General features: G+C 54.9%; 14 protein-coding genes and 1 tRNA gene. 7 read left to right on the top strand and 8 right to left on the bottom strand.

Features of this window, described 5'->3' with window-relative positions:
* Positions 1-16: 16 nt before the first annotated feature.
* A complete protein-coding gene (locus BM477_RS02545) occupies positions 17-3232 on the bottom strand; it encodes a YhgE/Pip domain-containing protein (RefSeq protein ID WP_075361104.1) in 3216 nt (1071 codons plus the stop codon).
* A complete protein-coding gene (locus BM477_RS02540) occupies positions 3229-5874 on the bottom strand; it encodes an MMPL family transporter (protein ID WP_075361103.1) in 2646 nt (881 codons plus the stop codon). Before BM477_RS02540 ends, BM477_RS02545 begins: the two co-directional genes overlap by 4 nt.
* A gap of 127 nt (positions 5875-6001) precedes the next feature.
* Between BM477_RS02540 and BM477_RS02535 the strand changes: the two genes are divergently transcribed.
* Entirely contained in the window at positions 6002-6604 is a 603-nt protein-coding gene (locus tag BM477_RS02535) for a TetR/AcrR family transcriptional regulator (RefSeq protein ID WP_075361102.1), read from the top strand.
* Between the two features lie 87 nt (positions 6605-6691).
* Here the strand turns inward: BM477_RS02535 and BM477_RS02530 are convergent, their stop codons facing one another.
* Positions 6692-9322: a glycoside hydrolase family 3 N-terminal domain-containing protein gene (locus BM477_RS02530; protein ID WP_075361101.1), complete on the bottom strand. Its 2631-nt coding sequence runs from the start codon at positions 9320-9322 to the stop codon at positions 6692-6694.
* A gap of 263 nt (positions 9323-9585) precedes the next feature.
* Between BM477_RS02530 and eno the strand changes: the two genes are divergently transcribed.
* From eno to BM477_RS02510, 4 genes are all read left to right on the top strand, one after another.
* The gene (gene eno / locus BM477_RS02525) at positions 9586-10872 is read left to right on the top strand and encodes a phosphopyruvate hydratase (protein ID WP_075361100.1); all 1287 of its coding nucleotides are present in this window, start codon (positions 9586-9588) and stop codon (positions 10870-10872) included.
* A gap of 154 nt (positions 10873-11026) precedes the next feature.
* Complete coding sequence (locus BM477_RS02520; protein WP_084543657.1) at positions 11027-11671, top strand: septum formation initiator family protein; 645 nt, start codon at positions 11027-11029, stop codon at positions 11669-11671.
* Between the two features lie 33 nt (positions 11672-11704).
* The gene (locus tag BM477_RS02515) at positions 11705-12232 is read left to right on the top strand and encodes a DUF501 domain-containing protein (protein WP_143230177.1); all 528 of its coding nucleotides are present in this window, start codon (positions 11705-11707) and stop codon (positions 12230-12232) included.
* Between the two features lie 2 nt (positions 12233-12234).
* Positions 12235-13185 carry a Ppx/GppA phosphatase family protein gene (locus BM477_RS02510; RefSeq protein ID WP_075361097.1) on the top strand — a complete coding sequence of 317 codons (951 nt, stop codon included), beginning with the start codon at positions 12235-12237 and terminating at the stop codon, positions 13183-13185.
* A gap of 83 nt (positions 13186-13268) precedes the next feature.
* On the opposite strand, the gene nhaA is transcribed toward BM477_RS02510, so the two are convergent.
* Positions 13269-14630: a Na+/H+ antiporter NhaA gene (gene nhaA, locus BM477_RS02505; protein WP_245792820.1), complete on the bottom strand. Its 1362-nt coding sequence runs from the start codon at positions 14628-14630 to the stop codon at positions 13269-13271.
* A gap of 186 nt (positions 14631-14816) precedes the next feature.
* Between nhaA and BM477_RS02500 the strand changes: the two genes are divergently transcribed.
* Positions 14817-14893: transfer RNA gene (locus tag BM477_RS02500), tRNA-Leu, on the top strand.
* A gap of 19 nt (positions 14894-14912) precedes the next feature.
* On the opposite strand, the gene BM477_RS02495 is transcribed toward BM477_RS02500, so the two are convergent.
* From BM477_RS02495 to BM477_RS02480, 4 genes are read right to left on the bottom strand one after another with little or no spacing between them, the layout of a single operon-like run.
* Entirely contained in the window at positions 14913-15629 is a 717-nt protein-coding gene (locus tag BM477_RS02495; protein WP_075361096.1) for a response regulator, read from the bottom strand.
* Entirely contained in the window at positions 15626-16975 is a 1350-nt protein-coding gene (locus tag BM477_RS02490) for a sensor histidine kinase (RefSeq protein ID WP_143230176.1), read from the bottom strand. Before BM477_RS02490 ends, BM477_RS02495 begins: the two co-directional genes overlap by 4 nt.
* A 6-nt stretch (positions 16976-16981) precedes the next feature.
* Positions 16982-17857, bottom strand: coding sequence for an ABC transporter permease subunit (locus BM477_RS02485; protein ID WP_084543653.1), 876 nt, complete (start codon positions 17855-17857; stop codon positions 16982-16984).
* A complete protein-coding gene (locus tag BM477_RS02480) occupies positions 17854-18774 on the bottom strand; it encodes an ABC transporter ATP-binding protein (protein WP_075361094.1) in 921 nt (306 codons plus the stop codon). Before BM477_RS02480 ends, BM477_RS02485 begins: the two co-directional genes overlap by 4 nt.
* Positions 18775-19016: 242 nt before the next feature.
* Between BM477_RS02480 and BM477_RS02475 the strand changes: the two genes are divergently transcribed.
* The gene (locus tag BM477_RS02475; protein WP_075361093.1) at positions 19017-19916 is read left to right on the top strand and encodes a Bax inhibitor-1/YccA family protein; all 900 of its coding nucleotides are present in this window, start codon (positions 19017-19019) and stop codon (positions 19914-19916) included.
* Positions 19917-19957: the final 41 nt, after the last annotated feature.

The following is a 19957-nucleotide window of genomic DNA, read 5'->3' as shown; positions in this document are numbered from 1 at the left end:
CACTTTTCTGTAACTGTTAAGCCGGTTGTGGCTCAGCCAGCTGCTGTTTCAACTGGGAGAGATTAGTCCGATGCGCTACTGCCATACCGCCAAGTACCAGCAGCAAACCAATCACGCCCCAAACCACTAGACCCAGCAGCTGATAGACGGAGCTATGTACGTTCAAAATCCCGTTCGTCACCCAATGCTCCACAGTCACCATCGGGCTAATCGAAGCAATGAAACTATCAGAATCACCCAAAGCTACTGACGGATTAACCGCGTTCAAAACCATCACCTGCAGGGCGAATAGGACCAGAGAAATCCCGGTTGCCAGAACCTTACCCAGCCAGGAGAGCAGACCCGCGTTAATGAAAGTCATGGCTACCAGACCGGCTAAAACTGCCACCCAAACGGCCACATGATTCGCCACTGCCGGGCCGAAGATAAGCACCCCTAGGGCAATCAGTAGCGTCTGCACTACCGCCAGTACTGATACCTGCACAATGGCAGACAGGGCGGCGGGGACCAGCTTGGCGCGACGGTTTCGTTTCGCAGTCAGGCCGAGGACGAGGGCGTTCAGCAAGCCAGTCAGCCACAGTCCAGCAGCCAACAGTGCCGGAGTCAATACAGAGTATGTGTTCTGTGCAGTGGCAACCTCCGCCCCAATAGGTGCGGAAAGAGCATCCGCCAGCTGTTTAGCCTGAACGGAAGTGTAAACCGGGATAGCTTCAGCTCCCTCATCCAACTGCTCAGAGAGCTCACCTGCGCCGTCAGCAATCTGGCCGAGGGCGCCCGCCAACTCTCCAGCACCATCACCCAGCTGACGTGCCCCGTCAGGAATCTGACCAGACTGCCGGGCGGCTTGGCTGAGGCCATCAGCTAGCTGCTGATTGCCGGCGGTCAGCTGTTCCACGCCACTAGCTAGCTGCTTGCTGGCTGTAGTCAGTGCGGAAGTACCATCGGCAAGCTGCGGGATTTGCTGCCCGAAAGCCTTCATTCCGGCGGAGAGCTGATCTAGCTTCGGAGCATTCGCGGCCAAGCCGTTGCCCAGCTGACCAATGCCATCGGTCAAAGCAGCGGAACCTGAGGCTGCCTGAGCGATACCGGCCTGCAACTGGTTCAGTTGTTGCACTGAGTCCGGTAGGACAGAGAGTTTATCCACTAGCTGGGTCACGCCGTCGGAGATCTGACGGGCACCTGGCGCGGACTGCGTCACGCCCTCGGCCAACTGGATGGAACCTTGCGTGAAGGCGGTGACGCCATTGCCGTAAGCGGTGAGGCCGGGGGAGAGCTGCTGTAGCCCATCAGCTGCCTGCTGGTAGCCGTTACCAAGCTGCTGCGCGGCGGCACCCAGTTGAGCGGTGCCATCTAGGTAGGTGATTACCCCGGAGGAAAGCTGCTTCATCCCGTCAGCGTAGGTGGAGACGCCGGCAATGTACTGGCGTGCCCCCTCGTTGGCTTGCTGGCTACCTTGCGATAGCTGCACGATACCGGCATTGGACTGTGCGATACCTTCGTTGAGCTGCTGTGCGCCGGTCGCCAGCTGCTGAGTGGAGGCGAATAGCGGGGCGGTCTGATCCACGTACTGAAGGGTGCCTTCACTCAGCTGTTTTGCGCCGGTAATGAACCGGTGCGTATTGTCCTTCAGCTGATGTTGAGTTGCCTGGGCGACAATCTGTTTCAGGCCCATGCAGGGAATTGAGTTGTCATTCGTGGCGGTGCAGTGTTGTGCTAGTTGCTCTACTCCGTTCAGGTAGGCGGCCAGGCCGGTATCCAGCTGGTCTGCGCCTTGAGCTAGCGGCCCCGCTCCCTGCTTAAGCTGTTGCCCGCCAGCTGCCGCCTGATTAGCGCCGGTCGCCAGCTGCTGCGTTCCGGTAGCTAACTGTTTTGCACCGGCTTTCAACTGGGGGAGTTCGGATACCAGACTTTGGAATCCGGCATCTACTTGGGAGAGCGCGGAACTAATCTGCGTCCCGCCGGTTTTAATCTGATCTGAAGCTGCCGGAAGTTGCTGCGCGGCAGTCCGTAGCTGCGTGGCGCCCTGCTGTGATTGCGTAACCCCAGCCGCGAAATCTTGAGAACCCTGAATCAGCGGGGTCAACTGGGTCGATAGTTGCTGCACGCCTGCCAGAAGGGTAGGGGTCTGTTCTTGTAGCTGGTTCCCGCCAGCAAACAGCTGCGGCGCATTAGCGGCCGCAGTTTCTAGACCGTCAGCTAGTTGCTGCGCTCCGGAAGCCAGCTGGGGGAGACGGTCAAAGCCTTCGGTCATTTGGCTGAAATCGACGCCGCTCAGCTGTTGATCGGCCTGGGCTAGACCAGCGGAGAGCTGTTTCGCGCCGGGTAGAAGCTGACCGTTGACCACGTCGGAAGTCTGTTTGGTGCCCGCAATCACTTGCAGGACCCCGTCAGTAAGCTCAGGTGCGCGGCGGGTCAAGATAGTGACTCCGCCATTGAGCTTTGCGGCGCCTGCAGCTAACTGCTGTGAGCCGCCAGCAAGTCGCCTCGTTCCATTGACGGCTTCGCGGCCACCTGCCGCCAGCCGTCGCAAACCGTCTTCCAAGAGGTTGCCGCCTTGAGCTAACTGTGTCGCTCCGTCTTTGAGTTGGTCCGCGCCATCTTGCGCCTGTTTGCCGCCGTTGCCCAGTTTCTTAGCGCCGTCGCTGGCTTGACTCAAACCATCAGCCATCTCCCCGGTTTGACTGAGCGAGGTGTTTAGGAAGGTCGCAGTCAGGTAGGAACCGACCCTTTGGGAGGCCTCCGTCACTAGGCGGCGGGCCTGATGCTCCACGGCAGGGTTCAGTCTCGATGGGAAATCAATCAGGAGCTTCGGCTGGGTGGGCTCTTTCGCCTGCAAAGTTTTTGCCAGTTGCTCAGAGAAGTCGCTATCAATAGTCACGGCTGCCGCGTAGGTGCCATCGATGATGCCTTGCCGGGCGGTCTGCGCGGAAACAATCTCCCATTTGAAGGTGCTTCCATCATCGCTAACCAGCTCGATCGGTTTTTCCCCGTTCAAACTCGAGTTGGGGTGCATGAGCTGTCCGGCCAGCATTCTGCCGGCGGGCAGGAGACTACCATTATCTAGCGTGTAGGGTTCGTCTTGGTTCACGATAGCTGCCGGAAGGTGACTGTTTTCCATGAGAGAAGGCGCCACCATGAGGAGGGATCCGACTACTGCCACTACCGGGAAAATAATGGTTACTACCAGTAGCCACGGTCGCCTCGTTAGATTGCGAAAATATGAGGTGCTCATTGGCTTTCTCCTTGCGTGAGCGGGGACTCTAAGGGTGATTCGATAGGCTGAATGAGAGTGGCTTGGTCCCAGATTTCCACTGGAGCTAGGCTCTGATCGGCCAGCAGCACCATCACGGTCTGGCCGGTTTCGCGGGGCGGGAAGGCCTTAAGTTCCGTCCAGAACTGTTCAGGTGGTTGGTTTGCTACCACCAGCTGGGCTTTCTGCAATCTACGCGCCGAGGAAGCTTCCCACTCGGCCGTCTGCATACCGACTGCGCTCTCGCGATCGGGTAGCACTTGGCCAAGTACGGAAAGTAAACCAGCGGTGACAGCTAGGCGGCCTTGCAAAGCGGCAGTGAGGGCTGCTCTGCGGAGCGCATCGGGCTCCACAATAATGTTGATTCCCTCTCCAGCTGTGAAACTATAGTGGGAGAAAATCTGGCTAACCTCATCTTTAATGCTGAGATTTTCTGCCCGCACCACAATATCGGGGTGCTGCAGATGCCATTCATCATTGTCAATGGCCCGGGCTAGGCCCTCTCCCTCGATGTCCACCTGTGGGAGTAAACGGTCCAACCAAGCCGGCAGCCACCAGGCGCGCTCTCCCAGCAGCTTCATCAGGGCTGGAATTAAAGTCATCCGGACCAAGAATGCGTCTACTGCGATGCCAACTGTTAAGGCAACCGCCATCGGGCGGACGTAGACGCCGCCTTCGGGGATGAAGAAAGCGAACACGCCGAACATGATGAGGGCAGCTGCGGTGACGACTTTTCCGGCACCGCGGAAGGCTTCACGTATGGTGCCGTCAGTGTCTGCTCCGCGTACATGTGCCTCACGCATGCGGGAGACCAAAAAGACCTGGTAGTCCATCGCTAGGCCGAAGAGCACGCCCATGACAATAATTGGCATGAAAGAGATCACGGGTCCAGTGCGGGTCACATTGAGCAAGTCAGCGCCCCAGCCCCAGCCGAAAACAGCCCCGGTGACACCCATCGCGGAGGCTAAAGAGATCAGGTATCCCAAGGTGGCGGTGATGGGTACCGCCACAGAGCGGAACACGATCATCAGCAAGATCAGGGACAGGCCGACTACGACTAGGCCGAAGGGAAGGAAGGCCTGAGAGAGACTACTGGATATGTCGATAGCTACAGCGGTCAGGCCGGTGACCTTCAGGTTACTGACCTGAGTAGTGTCCTCTAGGTTTTGTCTCTGGTTGCGAATCTGGTTCACCAAGTCTGTGGTGCGCGGATCAGACTGTGAATGCTTTGGAATCAGTTGGGCGAAAGCAATTGAGGCTTTCTGATCAATCGTGGCAATCGCGACTTTTTCAACCCCCGGAATCTTCTTAAGCTCATCACCTAGACGCTCAGCGTCTTCCACCGGCGTGGTGGAGGTGATTAGGTCCCCGATCACGACAATCGGGGAGTTGTAGCCTTCTCCGAACTCTTTTGCAATCAGCTCATAGGTTTGCCGCCCCTCGCTGTCCTTCGGGTCGAAACTAGCATCTGGAAGAGCCAATCCCAGAGCCGTAACCGGCATGGTTAGTAAAGCTGCAATGATGACAGCCCCGGCAATGGCTAGCCAAGGTTTGCGGATAATGAAGTTGGACCACTTGTCTGCCACCGGATGAGTGGGGCGATTTTGGCCCGCTTTGCTTTGTTTCTGTGGTTTGGGTGTCAACCGTGCACCTACTAGGCCGGCAAATGCGGGGATCGCAGTGATTGCAACCAATACCGCGAACGCTACCGTCATTGCGGAAACCACACCCATGACGGTGAGGAAACCGATATCAACGACGAACATGCCGAGCAGAGCAATAATCACCGTAGTGCCAGCGAAGATAACCGCAGATCCGGAAGTGGCGAGGGCTCTGCCCGCAGCCTCCTCGACACTCAATCCCTCTGCTAAATGGTCGCGGTGGCGGGAGAGAATCAGCAGTGAATAGTCAATACCGACAGCTAGACCCAGCATGACGGCGAGGGTGGGGGCAGTGGAGGAAACATCGGTGAAAGCTGCAATCAGTAAGATTCCGGCCATGCCCGCTCCCACCCCTATGAGTGCTGAAACAATCGGGAGACCAGCCGCCACCACGGAACGGAAAGTCAGAAACAGAATCAGCATTGCGAGGAGGACACCGAAGGCCTCCGTAATGGACAGCAAGACGCCAGGAACTTCAGTCAGTTCTTTAGATAAATGAACTTTAACGCCGTCTAACGCTTTAGCATTTTCGTGCATTCCCGGGCCAGCCGTGGCGGCATCGGTAAAATCTGCTATCTGGGCTTGTGAGATTGCAAATTTTCCATTCAGGGAAACCCAAAGATCAGGTGAGTCGAAGGGGTTAGCCACATAGGTGACGCCTTTAATCTTTGAAGACTTTTCAACGAACTCCAGAATCTGGTCGCGGTGGTCGGTAATTGGTTTCCCATCGATGGATTCATAAACTATCTGCCCATTCGTGCCGGAAGCTTGGGGGAGCTGTTCTTGCAGAATATTCATCCCGGCAATGGATTCGCTGTTTTCCAAAGTGAAGGAATCATCAAGATTCAAACCGACGCTAGCAACCCCGACAAATAGTGTTATGAGGATAGCTAGCCATACGGTAAGTACGGTTTTGGCTCGGCGCACACAGAGGCGGCCTAACTGGTGCAGTGAAGCCGACATTTTTCCTCCAGATTCTCAGAAATCATCCTGTACTTAATCATATTCGATTTATGTATGAATCTAAAGAGGAGTGTGCGTTGGGTGTGGGTATAATGGCCTATTACTGTACGTTTTTATGGAGGGAACGATGCCTGTGCCAGCACGACGGAGCCGTGAAAATACCAGGGCTCGATTACTGGAGGCCGCCGTTAAGGTGTTTGTGAAGAAGGGGTTCTCCTTCTCGAGAATTGATGATGTGGTTGCGGAGGCTGGCTTCACCCGAGGCGCCTTTTACTCCAACTTCGATTCCATGGATGAATTGTTTATAGAATCCGTAAAACTGCTAGCAAAGCAGTCTTTGGAAGTTGCTCGTGAAGCCATTGCGGTAGAAACCAATCTGCTTGATAGGACCGTGATTGTGCGCGTGTTAGAGCGGCTTCGCCCGATGGGGTTGGACATGTTCCTCCTTAGCTCTGAAATGACCATGTATGCCTTGCGTCATCCAGAATCACGCAAGGAGGCCGTTCACTTGCGCCGGCAGCTGACTCTGCAGTTCGAGCATTTCCTAGAAGAAATCTTTAAACGGATGGGGGTTTCCCCGCAAACCGACACGTACACGATTGCTGACTCCTTGATGGTGCTTTTCTTCGACTCTGTGGTCAAAGATCACCTTAATCCGACAGGTGGAAACAGTGCAGATCTACTCCAAAGCACAATCGATAATCTGCTTGCTGGACTTTCACAGAAGTGAATGTCGGGGAGTGAAAACTGAAGCTGAATAAAATTAGGTGGCTCCCTTGAGATTGATCCTCAAGGGAGCCACCTGTTTGGGTAAGAACTAGCGGATCCTGTTCTTCGTGAGACGGTACAAGAACGCTGCTATGGCGTCACGATGAACCGGTTCTTGTGGGCGGAAGGTGAAATCCGGGTATCCGGTAGTAATCTGAGTTTGCTTAAACCACTGGATATCCGCAGCAAACATGGCCCCCGCAGGCACGTCGGAGAACACATTGCCGGACACCTCTGGCACTGGCAAAGTGTTCAGACCCGTCGCGCAGACGAATCGGGTTTCTTCGCACATACGGTGCAACATGGCTGCGACAGCTTCGCGGCTAATCTTTTCCTCAGGACGGAAGGTTCCGTCGGGCCACCCTTTGATGATTCCCAGACGGGCCACATGTGCAACTTCATTAGAGAACTTGCCATTTTGGTAATCCATGAAGGGGGACGTGATATCCTCATGCAAATCCATTTGCGTCGCCCCCGGCTTGCTGTCGATCAGTCGGTACAGGAAGGCGGCGAAAGCTTCGCGACTGATTCCTTCCAAGGGATGGAAAGTATTGTCATCCCAGCCTGTACTGATGCCGGTCGTTTTCAGCCAGTTAATCTCTCCGGCGAAGGTGCGATTAACGGGGACGTCTTGGAAAGGAGCTTCTTCAGGGGCAGGTGCTAGAGCTCGATCAATCACCGGTACTCGAGACGGGTAAGTCAGGCTGTAACCGTAGGGGAGGCTCCGTGATCCTTCAATTCCCGCGATTGCTGGCACTGAAACTGGAAGTGAACCGCGTGGTGAGATTAAACCGGTCAGTGCCCGGGCTGCCCCCTCATGGTTCGGGTCTTGATTACCGTATATGTTCAATACTGCGTTAGCTTGCGGTAAAGCTGCAGAATCGTAGGGAACGTGCGTCACTACAACTATTACAGGTTTGCCAGTTTCAGCTAGGGCTTTCACAGCCTTTTGCTGCTGTGTGCTGGTGTAGGCCCGGTATGCCGTATAAATGATGTAGTCAACATTGCTGGCTGCAGCTACCTGCTTGGCAATCTCTTCATCAGTCGGATTTAGTTTCTTTGTGGTCTCGTAGCTAGTGCGGAAACCAAAATTGGCTAGTCTCGGCTCAAGTTTTTCCGGATTGCCGTAGGTAGAACCGGTCACCAGCACTTTCGCTCCTGCGGGTAACGGCAAAACCTGATTTTTGTTGCGGACCAAGGTGGTTGCAAGGGAAGAAATCTGTGAAGCAATATATTTTGCTTCCCCGTTCTTCACGGTGGTGTCAATCTGGCTCAAATCCGCATTCGGGCTGTCTAGAACGCCGCGTCGCGCTTTCCATTCCAAGACCCGGTCCACAGAAGCGTTAATGTGGTCTTCAGAGAGGGTGCCGTCCTGCAAGGCCGTCTTTAGTGCCTCAACTGAAGCAGATACATCGTAGGTGTTAAGTACGATATCGGAGCCGGCTGCGACTGCCTTAACGGTTACTTCTCCACGGATCTTCTTCATCAGGTCAATGCAGGCCTCGGCGTTTTCAGGGGCGGTATTTTTGCCACCATTGATGGAGGTAGTGCCCTTACATTTCCAGTCGTTGTAGTGTTGGATTTCTTCCTCGGTCATTACCGCTAGCTGCGCACCTTCCATATCAATCGCGTCGGTAGTGATGATTCCTTGGAAACCCATTTCGTCACGCAATAGGTCCGTAAGTACCGCTTTGGAAAGAGTAGCGGGCTGCTGCGGATCGATCGCCTTCACGATTACGTGCGCTGTCATAATCATGTCGGTTTCCGCGGCGATAGCGGCGCGGAAAGGTTCAAGATGCTGGTCCAGCGTGGCGCGATCATAGTTCACTACCGGTAGGGAGGTGTGTGAGTCCGAGGACGTGTCGCCATGTCCGGGGAAATGCTTTGCGGTGGCGGAAACGCCCTCGGATTGTAAACCTAGAACCTGCGCTTTCGTGAGGTCGGCAACCAACTTCGGATCTGAGCCGATGGAGCGAATCCCAATCACCGGATTCTGCGGGTTTGTGTTCACATCGGCGACGGGTGCAAAGTCAACATTGATACCAACGGCTTTCAACTCTCTGCCCATGACGACACCCTGCTGCTGAGCGAGCTCAGTGCTACGGGTAGCTCCCAGAGCCATATTGCCAGGGAAATCTGTGGTGGAACCACGCAGGCGGGCAACCAAGCCGCCTTCCTGGTCGACCGTGATGGCCAGTGGAACACCGGTACCGGTAGCGCGGGCAGCGTCTTGTAGCCCATTTGAGAGGCTAGCAATTTGCTGCAGGTCGGCTGGACGGCCAATATTATCCGACCAGTTGAAGTACAGGACGCCACCAAGTTTCCAGTGCTGGATGGCGGCGGCAGGAGTGGTGATTCCAGTACCGAAGACTGCTTCGTTGCTGGCGGCTTGCTTTTCAGTTACCTGGTTGGCATCGCTGCCGTAAACATGGGTCCAAATGAGTTGTCCCAGTTTCTCATCCAGACTCATCTGGTTTCGCAGCGCAACTGCACGTTCATGTGGGTCAGTGTTTGCAGTTTTTACCGCACTGGAGGTGGCCCCCGAAAAATGGGTGGACTCGGCCGCGGTTGCGGTGGGCGTAACGAAGCCCAAGCCAGTAAAGACTATGCCTGATATAGCTACGCTAGCTAGGAGTTTGTTACGCAAAGAATATTTCGAATGAAAATATGAAGAGAGCATGTAAATCTCCTTTGCTTTGTATCCGTCAACGTTGACGGTCTTCTGATTTTATCAGGACCAATCGAGGGGTTTGCAAGTTAGAGAAAAAGCAAATGTGAAGTCGATAAGTAGCGGACAGCGAACACGGGGACTAAAGGCTATGACGCAGCGCATTAAACCGACTAGTATTAGTTCTGTCAGAAGACTTTTGCGTACCAAAGATGTTGGTGCGCGTTGCCGGCGCAAAAGTGCCGGAGCAGTCATCATAACTAAAGGAGTTGCACGTGGCACGTATTGAAGCAATTGGCGCACGCGAGATTTTGGATTCGCGCGGTAACCCTACCGTTGAGGTAGAGGTTCTGCTTGAGGATGGTACTTTGGCTCAGGCCGCTGTCCCATCAGGCGCTTCCACCGGAGCTTTCGAAGCTGTTGAGCGTCGTGACAATGATAAGAACCGTTACCAGGGCAAGGGTGTCCAGGATGCGGTTGAGGCTGTCATTGATACCATCGCCCCGGAACTGATTGATCTGGAAGCATCCGATCAGCGCGCTATTGATGAGGCCATGATTGACCTTGACGGCAGCGACAACAAGGGCAAGCTGGGTGCGAACGCTATTCTGGGCGTTTCCTTGGCTGTTGCTAAGGCTGCTGCTGATTCAGCAGGCCTGCCGCTGTACCGTTACTTGGGTGGACCCCACGGTCACGTTCTCCCCGTCCCGATGATGAACATCCTCAACGGTGGCTCACACGCTGACACCAACGTTGACATTCAGGAGTTCATGATTGCTCCCGTTGGCGCCCCCACTTTCCGTGAGGCTCTGCGTTGGGGTGCAGAGGTTTACCACACCCTGAAGGCCGTTATCAAGGAGCGTGGACTTTCCACTGGTCTAGGTGACGAGGGTGGTTTCGCCCCCAACCTGGATTCCAACGCTGAAGCTTTGGACCTAATCATTGAAGCCATCGAGAAGGCCGGCTACAAGCCGGGCGTTGACGTGGCATTGGCTCTGGACGTTGCCTCCACTGAGTTCTTCAACACCGAGACCAAGACCTACACCTTCGAAGGTGAGCAGCGCGACACCGCTTACATGGTGAAGTACTACGAGGATCTCATTTCCAAGTATCCGCTGGTTTCCATTGAGGATCCGTTGAGCGAAGACGAGTGGGAAGACTGGGCTGCTCTGACTGCAGCTATCGGTGACCGCGTCCAGATCGTCGGCGACGACTTGTTCGTCACCAACCCTGAGCGTCTGAACAAGGGTATCGAAATGAAGGCCGCTAACGCTCTGCTGGTTAAGGTAAACCAGATTGGTTCACTGACTGAAACCATGCAGGCCATTGAAGATGCACACCGTGCAGGCTTCCGCACCATGACTTCACACCGTTCCGGTGAAACTGAAGACACCACCATTGCGGATCTTGCAGTTGCTACCAACTCCGGCCAGATTAAGACTGGTGCTCCGGCTCGCTCTGAGCGTGTCGCCAAGTACAATCAGTTGCTCCGCATTGAGGAAGACCTGGGCGGTGCAGCTGTTTACGCTGGCCACAGCGCTTTCCCGCGTGCAAACTTCTGAGAGTACTCAGGTTGAGCTGAGGGCTAGTTAATAGCCCGCCTAGCTTTTAAGACAGTGCAGCCCCACCATCACGGTGGGGCTGCACTGTGTTCAAAGCAGGGTTTAACCGCGCGGCAGGTGGCATCATCCCTCTCCTTAGTTCACAATTGTCATTATGACTCGTCCTCCTCGTCCCAACAGCCCGAAGCCTGGCCGGAAACGCCCCGCCGCCTCGGGCCGTCCGGCAGGTCCGGCGAAGCCTAAATCTACTCGCGGCAGTAGCGGTCCAGGCAGTAATAGACCGGGTATGAGCGCCCGCCAGAATCTGTCCAGCAGTGCGCAACCTGCAGCGAAGAAACCAGGACGCAAGGGTGAGATTTCATACCGAAGTTTCGCCATTATTGCCCTGCTGGTTTTCCTGTTGCTGTTCTTGAGCCGCCCGGTGAAGAATCTGCTGGCGCAGGAGCAAGAAATACAGCACATCAAAGCGCAGATTGCCACCGAACAGGAACGTCAGCAGCAGTTAAAAGACCTGATTGCGCAGTGGGATGATGATGAGTATGTGGCAGCTCAGGCCCGCGCTCGCCTCGGCTACGCTCGCCCGGGAGAGACCCAGTATCTGGTGATTGATCCGGCGGCGAAAGCAAAACAGTTAGCAAAAGCTGAAGGCCAAGCTTTGGAGGGCCCCCCTCGGCCCTGGTTCAGAGTTATGTCCGACTCCTTAGCGGCGGCCGGAGAAGTCCCGGCAGTCACCCCTGAAACTGTTATAGCTACTTCGCCGGAAAGCCCGGCAACGCCCTCGCCCAGCCCAGAAAACTAGCCCCTAATCGCAAACAACTTTAAGGACACTAGCGTGCCGATTACTGAAGCAACCAGTACCGACTTAGAAATCCTCGCCCAGCAGCTGGGACGCCTCCCGCGCGGGGTGGTGGGCATTGCCGCCCGCGCAGACAACGGTGAACCCGCCGTGGTGGCAACCACGCCGCGGCTAGAAGACGGCACTCCTTTCCCGACGACTTTCTACCTGAGCGACCCGGGTGCCGTGAAGGCCTGCTCAACTTTGGAAGCTGAGCACACCATGGATGTGATGAAGCAGGCCCTGCAAGACGATGCTGACTTGGCAGCGCAGTATCAAAAAGCTCATGAGGCATATTTGCGTGAGCGTAATCAGCTGGGTGAAGTCCCAGAGATTGAAAACACATCTGCTGGCGGTATGCCTACCCGCGTCAAATGTTTGCACGCCCTAGTTGGTCATTCTCTGGCTGCCGGTCCGGGCGTAAATCCGATCGGTGACTGGGCGATCCGCCTCATGGTGGAGCGTCACATGTGGACGCCGCCGCAGCAGTTTATCGACTATTTCGCTGAGCAGGAGGCCCAGTAATCATGCGCGTGGCCGGAATTGATTGTGGCACTAACTCGATTCGTCTACTGATAGCTGACGTTGATCAGCAGGGTAAGCTGCATGACATTGAGCGGCTGATGAAGGTGGTCCGCCTGGGGGAGGATGTCGATAAGACTGGCCGTCTTGCCCCGCAAGCACTGGAACGCACTTTCACCGCTTTGGATGAGTATGTGGCTTTGATTCGCCAGCACGGGGTTAAACACACCCTGTTCGTGGCGACTTCCGCCAGTAGGGATGCTGAGAACGCCGGCGAGTTCATCGCTGGCGTGGAGCGGCGCCTGGGGGTTGGCCCACGTGTCATCTCTGGCGATCAGGAGGCTGCTTTCTCCTTCACCGGGGCGATGGCTGGAGTCCCGGCTACGGCTCCCCGTCCGGTCTTGGTCGTAGACATTGGGGGAGGCTCTACCGAGTTCGCAATCGGCAGCAAGTCCGTGGAGGCTTCCATTTCCGTGGATATGGGTTGCGTGCGGGTGACGGAGCGTTTCTTACGCTCTGGGGCCGAGGATGAGGCCCACCAGTACGTTAATCAACTGTTGGATGACGCTGACCGGGTGGTTGATTTCTCAAAGGTTGGCACTCTAGTTGGGGTGGCCGGCTCAGTTACTACGATTACTGCGCACGCCCTCGGCCTGAAGCGTTACGACCCTGCAGCCATTGATGGCGCCGCCCTGACGGTGGAGCAGATTCATGCCTCAACTGAGGCGCTGCGTTTCGCCAGCTCTGCGGAGAAAGCCCAGATGCTTTTCATGCATCCGGGACGGCGGGACGTAATCGGGGCAGGCTCGCTAATTTGGGAAATGATTGTAGACAGGGTATCTGCCGAAGTCTCCCAAGCAGGACGCCAGCTGGGGAAGATTATTACCTCAGAGCATGACATTTTGGACGGCATCACCCTCGGCGCGGCAGCCGAAGCCGCTCAGCAGGGAAGGTGACTTAAGCCGTTTCCTTGCCTGAGCATTTAGATAGGAAACTGGGCCCGTAACCATTTTGGTAACGGGCCCAGTTTTCATGTGCTTTAGTGACGGACGTGCTTGCGGGTGCGGTGATGCAAAAGCATGGAACCCAGCAATGCGGAAGCCAGCGTGCCGGCCAAAACTGCCAGCTTGCCGTGCTCGACGTGCGGTGAACCGGCTGGGAAGGCCAGGCCGGCAATCAGTAACGCCACGGTGAAGCCGATGCCGCACAGGATAGAGATAGGAAGAATATCTCCTAGGTCCACGCCATTGCCCAGCTTCAAACGAGTGAAGGTGGTCAGCACCGCCACGGAGACGAAGACCCCGAGGAACTTACCAATCGGCATGCCCAATATGATGCCGACGGTAACCGGGTCGGTCAGGGTTGAAACCAGGCCGGAGGAGTCAACCATATTCACGCCAGCGGAGAAGAAAGCGAAGAGCGGCAGGGCAAGGCCAGCTGACCAGGGATTGATTCTCTCCACAAAGCGGTGGGTCATCTGTTCCTCATGGCGGCGGCGCAGAGCCGGCACGGACAGGCCCATGAGTACGCCAGCAATGGTGGCGTGTACGCCGGAGGCATGCATAAGCGCCCAGGCTACTACCGCCACGGGGATCAGTATCCACCAGAAAGTAATCCGGTTCTGCACTAGGAGCATGAAGATAACCACTACTACGAGGGAAAGAAGTAAGGCGACGAAGTTGATGTTCTCAGAGTAGAAGACCGCAATCACAATAATTGCCAGCAGGTCATCGACAACCGCTAAAGTCAGCAGGAAGGTGCGGGCTGCGGGCGGGAGGCCACGACCGAAAATGCCCAGGATTGCGACGGCGAAGGCGATATCTGTTGCGGTCGGGATGGCCCAGCCGTGGTAGGCGGGCTCCGCGGAGAGCGACTGTATCAGTATGTAGATAAGGGCGGGGCCAATCATGCCAAACACGGCGGCCAGCATTGGAAGGGCTGCTTCTTTAATGTCGCGTAGTGAACCGGTAACGAACTCGGTTTTGAGTTCCAAGCCGACCACGAAGAAGAAGATAGTGAGCAGACCGTCCGCTGCCCAGTGTCCGACCGAGAGGTTGAGATGCAAGGATTGGGGGCCAATATGGTATGCGGATACGGCCTCGTAAATATGACGCCAGGGGCTGTTCGCAACAATCAGGGCGAGGAGCGCGGAGACCATCAGAATCAGGCCGGACTTGGTTTCATTCGCCAAGAAGCGTGCAATCGCATACCGGAATCGGGTCAGCCGCTGCGGGAAAGACTCTTGTGTGGAGTGTGATACTTCATAAACGCGGCGATGTGAGCTCTGTAGTCTATGGGGACGAGGGAGAGTCCTCATTCCCGGCGTATTGTATCGAGAACGTCGCTTGATTCCTTGGCCCTTGTAGGGAATCTGATCCTCATGGTTTTTCTGCTCAGTCACGCTATCCTCGAATCGGCTCTACAATGGTAGTCAATCTGAACTCCCATTCTACCGCCGCTAATCTTGATTTGACTATTTCAAGTGATGAAAGATATGTCGGCTTTACCTTTTATTGGCATGTTGGCGAATCTTCTTGCGCGGCCTATCTCGTGCAAAATCGTCGGTAGCTGGTACTCTAGTGGGTGCGCCCCCATGGCCCAATTGGCAGAGGCAATCGACTTAAAATCGATGTGTTGTGGGTTCGAGTCCCACTGGGGGTACCAACTACCTTGCGGCGTAATATTACCGTTCAGGTGCGTCTAGGACGCTGACCTGATCTTGATCTCCCAGTAGGTTATGCTCATACGCTACTACGACCGCTTGGACCCGGTCGCGTACTCCTAGCTTCGCTAAAATATTGCCGACATGAGTCTTAATCGTGGTGGTGGAGAGGAATAGTTTCTCCGCAATCTCATGGTTCGAGAGGCCGCGGGCCAACAGTTTCCAGACCTCAACCTCACGTGAGGTTAGCTTGCTGTTCTCAATCACTTGCAGAGCTTCGATTGGGCGCGACCCGGTGGAATCTGACTCTCTAGGCATCCTATCTGCGAATAGTTCAATCATCCGGCGGGTGATTCGCGGTGAAACCACCGCGTCGCCGCCGGCGATGGCACGAATGGCATCCACTACGGAGGCCGGCTCGGCGTCCTTCAGGAGGAAGCCTGAGGCGCCCGCCTGAAGGGCCGCGAAAGCGTACTCATCCAAATCGAAAGTTGTCAGAATCAGAATTTTTGTCTCAGGGTATTCTTCCGCGATCGCTTTCGTAGCTGCGATCCCATCCATTTCTGGCATGCGGACATCCATCAGCACCACGTCAGGTTTTAGGGCTTTCACCTGCTGCAGCGCAACCAGACCATTACTGGCTTCCCCGACAACTTCCATGTCTTCTTCGGCGCCAATCACCATGCCGAAACCCATCCTCATGAGTGACTGATCATCAGTGATAAGAACGCGAATCATAGGGGAGCCTTCCAAGCAGATAAACCGTCAGCAGTTTCAGTCCAGCGCAGTACTGCACGGACCTGCCAGCCTTGCTGATAGGGGCCGGCTTCGATTTGTCCATTATAAACGGAAACGCGCTCTTTCATGCCTAGCAGCCCGTTTCCGGAGCCTGGTGTCGTAATCGCATTCGGGTCGGTCGCATTGTAAACGGTCACAATCAGGGAGCCAATATTGCGTTCAGTAGTGACCGTGATCTTGGGGGTGCTGGGGGCGTAGCGCAAGATATTGGTTAAGGATTCTTGAATCAAACGAAAGAGGGTCAGTACCAGCCCGGGCTCATCGGGCAGGGGAGAGGCATCCAGATGTGCGGTGATGGGTAGTCCAGCATTTTGGAAGCGGCGAATCAGCTGTTCTATGTCCTCATAGTTGGGTTGCGGGCTGAGCGGCATGATCTGGTCTGACTCATCCTGCGTCAAAGATAGCTTCGCGTCTTCTGTCTTTGCTGCCCCGGTGTTCTGTTCTGGGTTGCGGAGCACTCCCACCAGTTTTCGTGCCTCCGCTAAGGCGGTTCGTCCAGTACTTCCCAGCATTTCGAGGGCGGTTGCCGACTGTGCAGGATTCTTTTCCAAGCTGACTTTGGCGCCGTCCGCCAGGGTAATCATGATTGAAAGAGAGTGCGCGATTATGTCATGCATTTCGCGGGCAATTCGGGTCCGTTCTGCGACTACGGCCAGCTGCTGGATCTGCTCATTTGCCAGGGTTAGCTTCCGTAACTGGTCTTCTAGTATGCTGAGGCGTTCCAGATAGGAGCGCTGGTACATGCCAATAATGTGGCAAACCAACAGTGCCAGTATGGAGGCCAACAGAAGATAAGGATGTGGCCAGGATTCGAAGAAATAAGCTAGGGCTAGTAGATACGCCAAAAAAGCGAGGTTTACTGGGATGGCAGTTTTGGCTTTGAAGCCGAGGGCGACCGCGTAAACCGCCAGTCCGGGAGCCCAAGCCAGCAGCGCCAAGAAGAATGCGTAGCCGAAATGGAATTCTGCGGTGGCGGCACTGAAGCTTTGGTAGCTGTTCGGAATAGTTAGATTTCGAGCCCATAGTGTGGTTAAGAATCCTAAAACCGATAAACCGACTGCGGTTAAGGTGAATAATGGCAGCCGAATCCAGCAGAGCATCGCTAGGGTTTGTAGCAGAAGCATTGCCGCTAGGACGCCTAACGGCGGATGCACTGGCTGTGCCCAGAGCCCGCATAGTGCGGCGACCCAGAGCATGGCGACGACCGCAACGGTAATCAGTTCTCTCCGTTGCGGTCGCCACCAACTAATGGTGTTTCCTTGATGAAAGGGATGAAAGTGACTCACAGTTTCCTAAATGTCGCGTCGTTTCAAAGTTACCCAAGCTAGTACTCCGAAGAACACTACCCAGATCACCATGGTGAAAGCAGACCAGTTAGCTGACAAAGTCAGATCGGGTACCGGAATGCTTGAGTCTCCCCCAGGTGGGGCTTGCTCAGCACTGCTAATGACGAATTCGTTGATTGCTTGGACCAGTGAGGAGGGAAGCACTTTCACAATGTTTCGCATCCACTCAAACTGTAGGGCTAGGACCGTCAAGATGCTTTGTACGACGGTGACAAAAGCGTACAAGATGACCATTGATAGGGCAGTGTTACGTAGCAGGTAGGCAATGAAAGTGGCAAGGACACTGTAGAACAAGATGCCGACAATCTGAATCAGCATTAGCAGCCAAGTGTCTTTATCGCTCCAGAAAGAGCCGGTATCGCCAATGTAGCTAAGGTTCGCCAAAATCGTTAGGTACGCAAGGGTGTGTACCAGTATGGTGATGAAGCTTGAGACGATTAGTTTTGCGAAGAAAGTCGGGGTACGGCGGGGGACTGCGGTGACGGTCGAGTAGATCGATCCAGTTGACCACTCATTCGTCACAATGGTTACCGAATAGGCAATCACAATCAGGCCTGATAATCCGGCGGAGAGCGAAAGCAGAGAGTAAATGGTGTCTAGCAGCTCTTTGCCTGTACCGATTTCGTTGCGAAGGGCATAAGTCAAGGCGATGGACGGTCCGACTGCCAAAATATAGGTTAGTGGAACTACAATCCAGGAGGAACGCAGGGACCAGAATTTCATCCATTCACTTCGTAGCACGCCAAGGAAACTCAATTTATAACCATGATTGGTTGGTGCTGTCGCCGGAACGGAACGATGTGGGATAGTTGCTGTGCTCATAGTGTTTCCCCTTTCGAGCCGGTCTTGAATTCCACGGCTTGTTCAGTGAGCTGCAAGAATGCGTCCTCCAAGGAGACACGCTTCGTGGTTAGCTGATGAAGTTCAATGCCGCTCTCTAGCGCGCGGCGGCCAATTGTGGCGGCGTCAAGATTGCTGATGAACGCAACATTGGATTCCTTCCGGTCCACGGCAATGGTGGAGCCGAGGGAGCGAATCAGTTCATCAAGCTGCGGTGAAACCACAAAAACGGTTTCTGTTTTCGTGTTTTGTCCAATAATGTCGTTGATTGCGCCTGATGCCAAAATCTTGCCTTTACCAATCACAATCACATCATCAGCGGTGAGTGCCATTTCGGACATGAGATGGGATGAGACTAAAACGGTTTTGCCGTTGGCGGCTAGTTCTTTGGACAGTTGGCGAACCCAGACAACGCCCTCGGGATCCAAACCATTAACTGGCTCATCAAAAAGGAGGATTTCGGGGTCACCCAGCAAAGCTGCTGCGATGCCGAGGCGCTGTCCCATGCCGAGGCTGAAGCCGCCGATGCGTTTCTTTGCCACCTCTGTTAGGCCGGTCATCGCGAGGACTTCATCAATCCGGGAGGAAGGAATACCGTGTGTGACAGCGATGGAGTGTAGATGGCTGTAGGCGGTACGGGACGGGTGAACGCCCTTCGCGTCCAAAAGTGAGCCTACACGGGTGAGTGGGGCTTTCGACTTGACGAAAGATTCCCCTCCTACAGTTACTGAACCTGAGGTGGGCTTATCCATGCCCATAATCAGGCGCATGGTGGTTGATTTGCCTGCGCCGTTTGGGCCGAGGAAGCCAGTTACCCTACCTGGCTTAATACTGAATGAGACGTCATCCACCGCTACTTTCTTTCCATAGCGTTTAGTTAGGTTACGAGCTTCAATCATTACGCTCTCCTTTCTTCGATACTTCCACTCTATCGCTTGAGTTTCGGAAAGCCGATAGGGCAGTGGAATGAACTCGCTTTTATGAACTACGCCCAGGGTACTAAGAGACGCTGGACTGTATCCTCCGCAGGTATGAAAAACCGTCCTTTGTGTTCGCCTGAGGGGAAAGACCGAACCGGTGTCTGTCTCTGAACATGCAGGCATGACATACTGGACGGGAATAGCACGAAATGGAGGCTCACATGAGTAACCCCGTATTTGACCGGCTTGATACGATTACTAAGGATCGGACCCCGAACGGTTATCCGCAGATGCCCGGTTATCAGCCCGGATCGCAAAACCCCCAATCTTATCAGGCTACAGTGGCAGGCACCTACACTCAGCCGGGCGCAACTGATATGCGCCAATATGAGCAAATGTACTCGGGTCCAGCCGCAGATAGCGTGGACACCGGCCGAATCACCTATGATGACGTGCTAATTAAGTCCGCTGTCTTGTTCGCCCTCGTGCTGGGCAGTGCCGCAGTGAACTGGTACCTATTCCTGATGAACCCGGGTCTCGGTGTTATGCTCACCGGTATAGGCGCGATTGGTGGCCTAGTGACCGCACTGGTCAACATCTTCAAACGTGAGCCCTCGCCGGTTCTGGTAATGGCATACGGCGTATTCGAGGGCCTACTGCTGGGCGGCATCTCACTGGTGTTCAACAATGCTTATCCTGGCGTTGTGATGCAGGCTATGGTGGCTTCCTTCGTGGTCTTTGGCGTCACCTTGTTCTTGTTCTCTTTCGGTTTCGTGCGTAACAGTTCGAAACTGATGATGGTCGGGCTGGTTGGCATTATCTCACTTGGCTTATTGCAGTTGGTCAACTGGGTCCTCATCATGTTTAACTTGACTTCCAGCCCTTGGGGCATTGAAGGGGGCACGATTTTCGGTATCCCGGTGGCAGCGCTGCTAGGAATCATCGTGGTGATTTTGGGTGCCATCTCCTTCATTGGTGACTTTGACCAGATCAAGCAGGCGGTAAATCGTCAGATTCCGCAGAAGTATTCTTGGACTCTGGCTTTCGGCCTCATGGTTACCCTGATTTGGCTGTACGTCAACCTTTTGCGCTACGCCTCAATCTTGGCTGGCCGCGACTAGGACTGGTCTAAATCGACGTTTTCTGGCTCTAAGCTAGCAGA

It is taken from the genome of Boudabousia marimammalium (genome assembly GCF_001936115.1).
In the GTDB taxonomy this organism is placed as follows: Bacteria; Actinomycetota; Actinomycetes; order Actinomycetales; family Actinomycetaceae; genus Boudabousia; species Boudabousia marimammalium.
This window is presented reverse-complemented; position numbering and strand designations above follow the sequence as displayed.

Bases quoted from the DNA above. Each gene is read 5' to 3' on its own strand.
- BM477_RS02545 (WP_075361104.1), bottom strand. From the start codon at position 3,232: ATGAGCACCTCATATTTTCGCAATCTAACGAGGCGACCGTGGCTACTG.
- BM477_RS02540 (WP_075361103.1), bottom strand. From the start codon at position 5,874: ATGTCGGCTTCACTGCACCAGTTAGGCCGCCTCTGTGTGCGCCGAGCC.
- BM477_RS02535 (WP_075361102.1), top strand. From the start codon at position 6,002: ATGCCTGTGCCAGCACGACGGAGCCGTGAAAATACCAGGGCTCGATTA.
- BM477_RS02530 (WP_075361101.1), bottom strand. From the start codon at position 9,322: ATGCTCTCTTCATATTTTCATTCGAAATATTCTTTGCGTAACAAACTC.
- BM477_RS02520 (WP_084543657.1), top strand. From the start codon at position 11,027: ATGACTCGTCCTCCTCGTCCCAACAGCCCGAAGCCTGGCCGGAAACGC.
- BM477_RS02510 (WP_075361097.1), top strand. From the start codon at position 12,235: ATGCGCGTGGCCGGAATTGATTGTGGCACTAACTCGATTCGTCTACTG.
- BM477_RS02495 (WP_075361096.1), bottom strand. From the start codon at position 15,629: ATGATTCGCGTTCTTATCACTGATGATCAGTCACTCATGAGGATGGGT.
- BM477_RS02485 (WP_084543653.1), bottom strand. From the start codon at position 17,857: ATGAGCACAGCAACTATCCCACATCGTTCCGTTCCGGCGACAGCACCA.
- BM477_RS02480 (WP_075361094.1), bottom strand. From the start codon at position 18,774: ATGATTGAAGCTCGTAACCTAACTAAACGCTATGGAAAGAAAGTAGCG.
- BM477_RS02475 (WP_075361093.1), top strand. From the start codon at position 19,017: ATGAGTAACCCCGTATTTGACCGGCTTGATACGATTACTAAGGATCGG.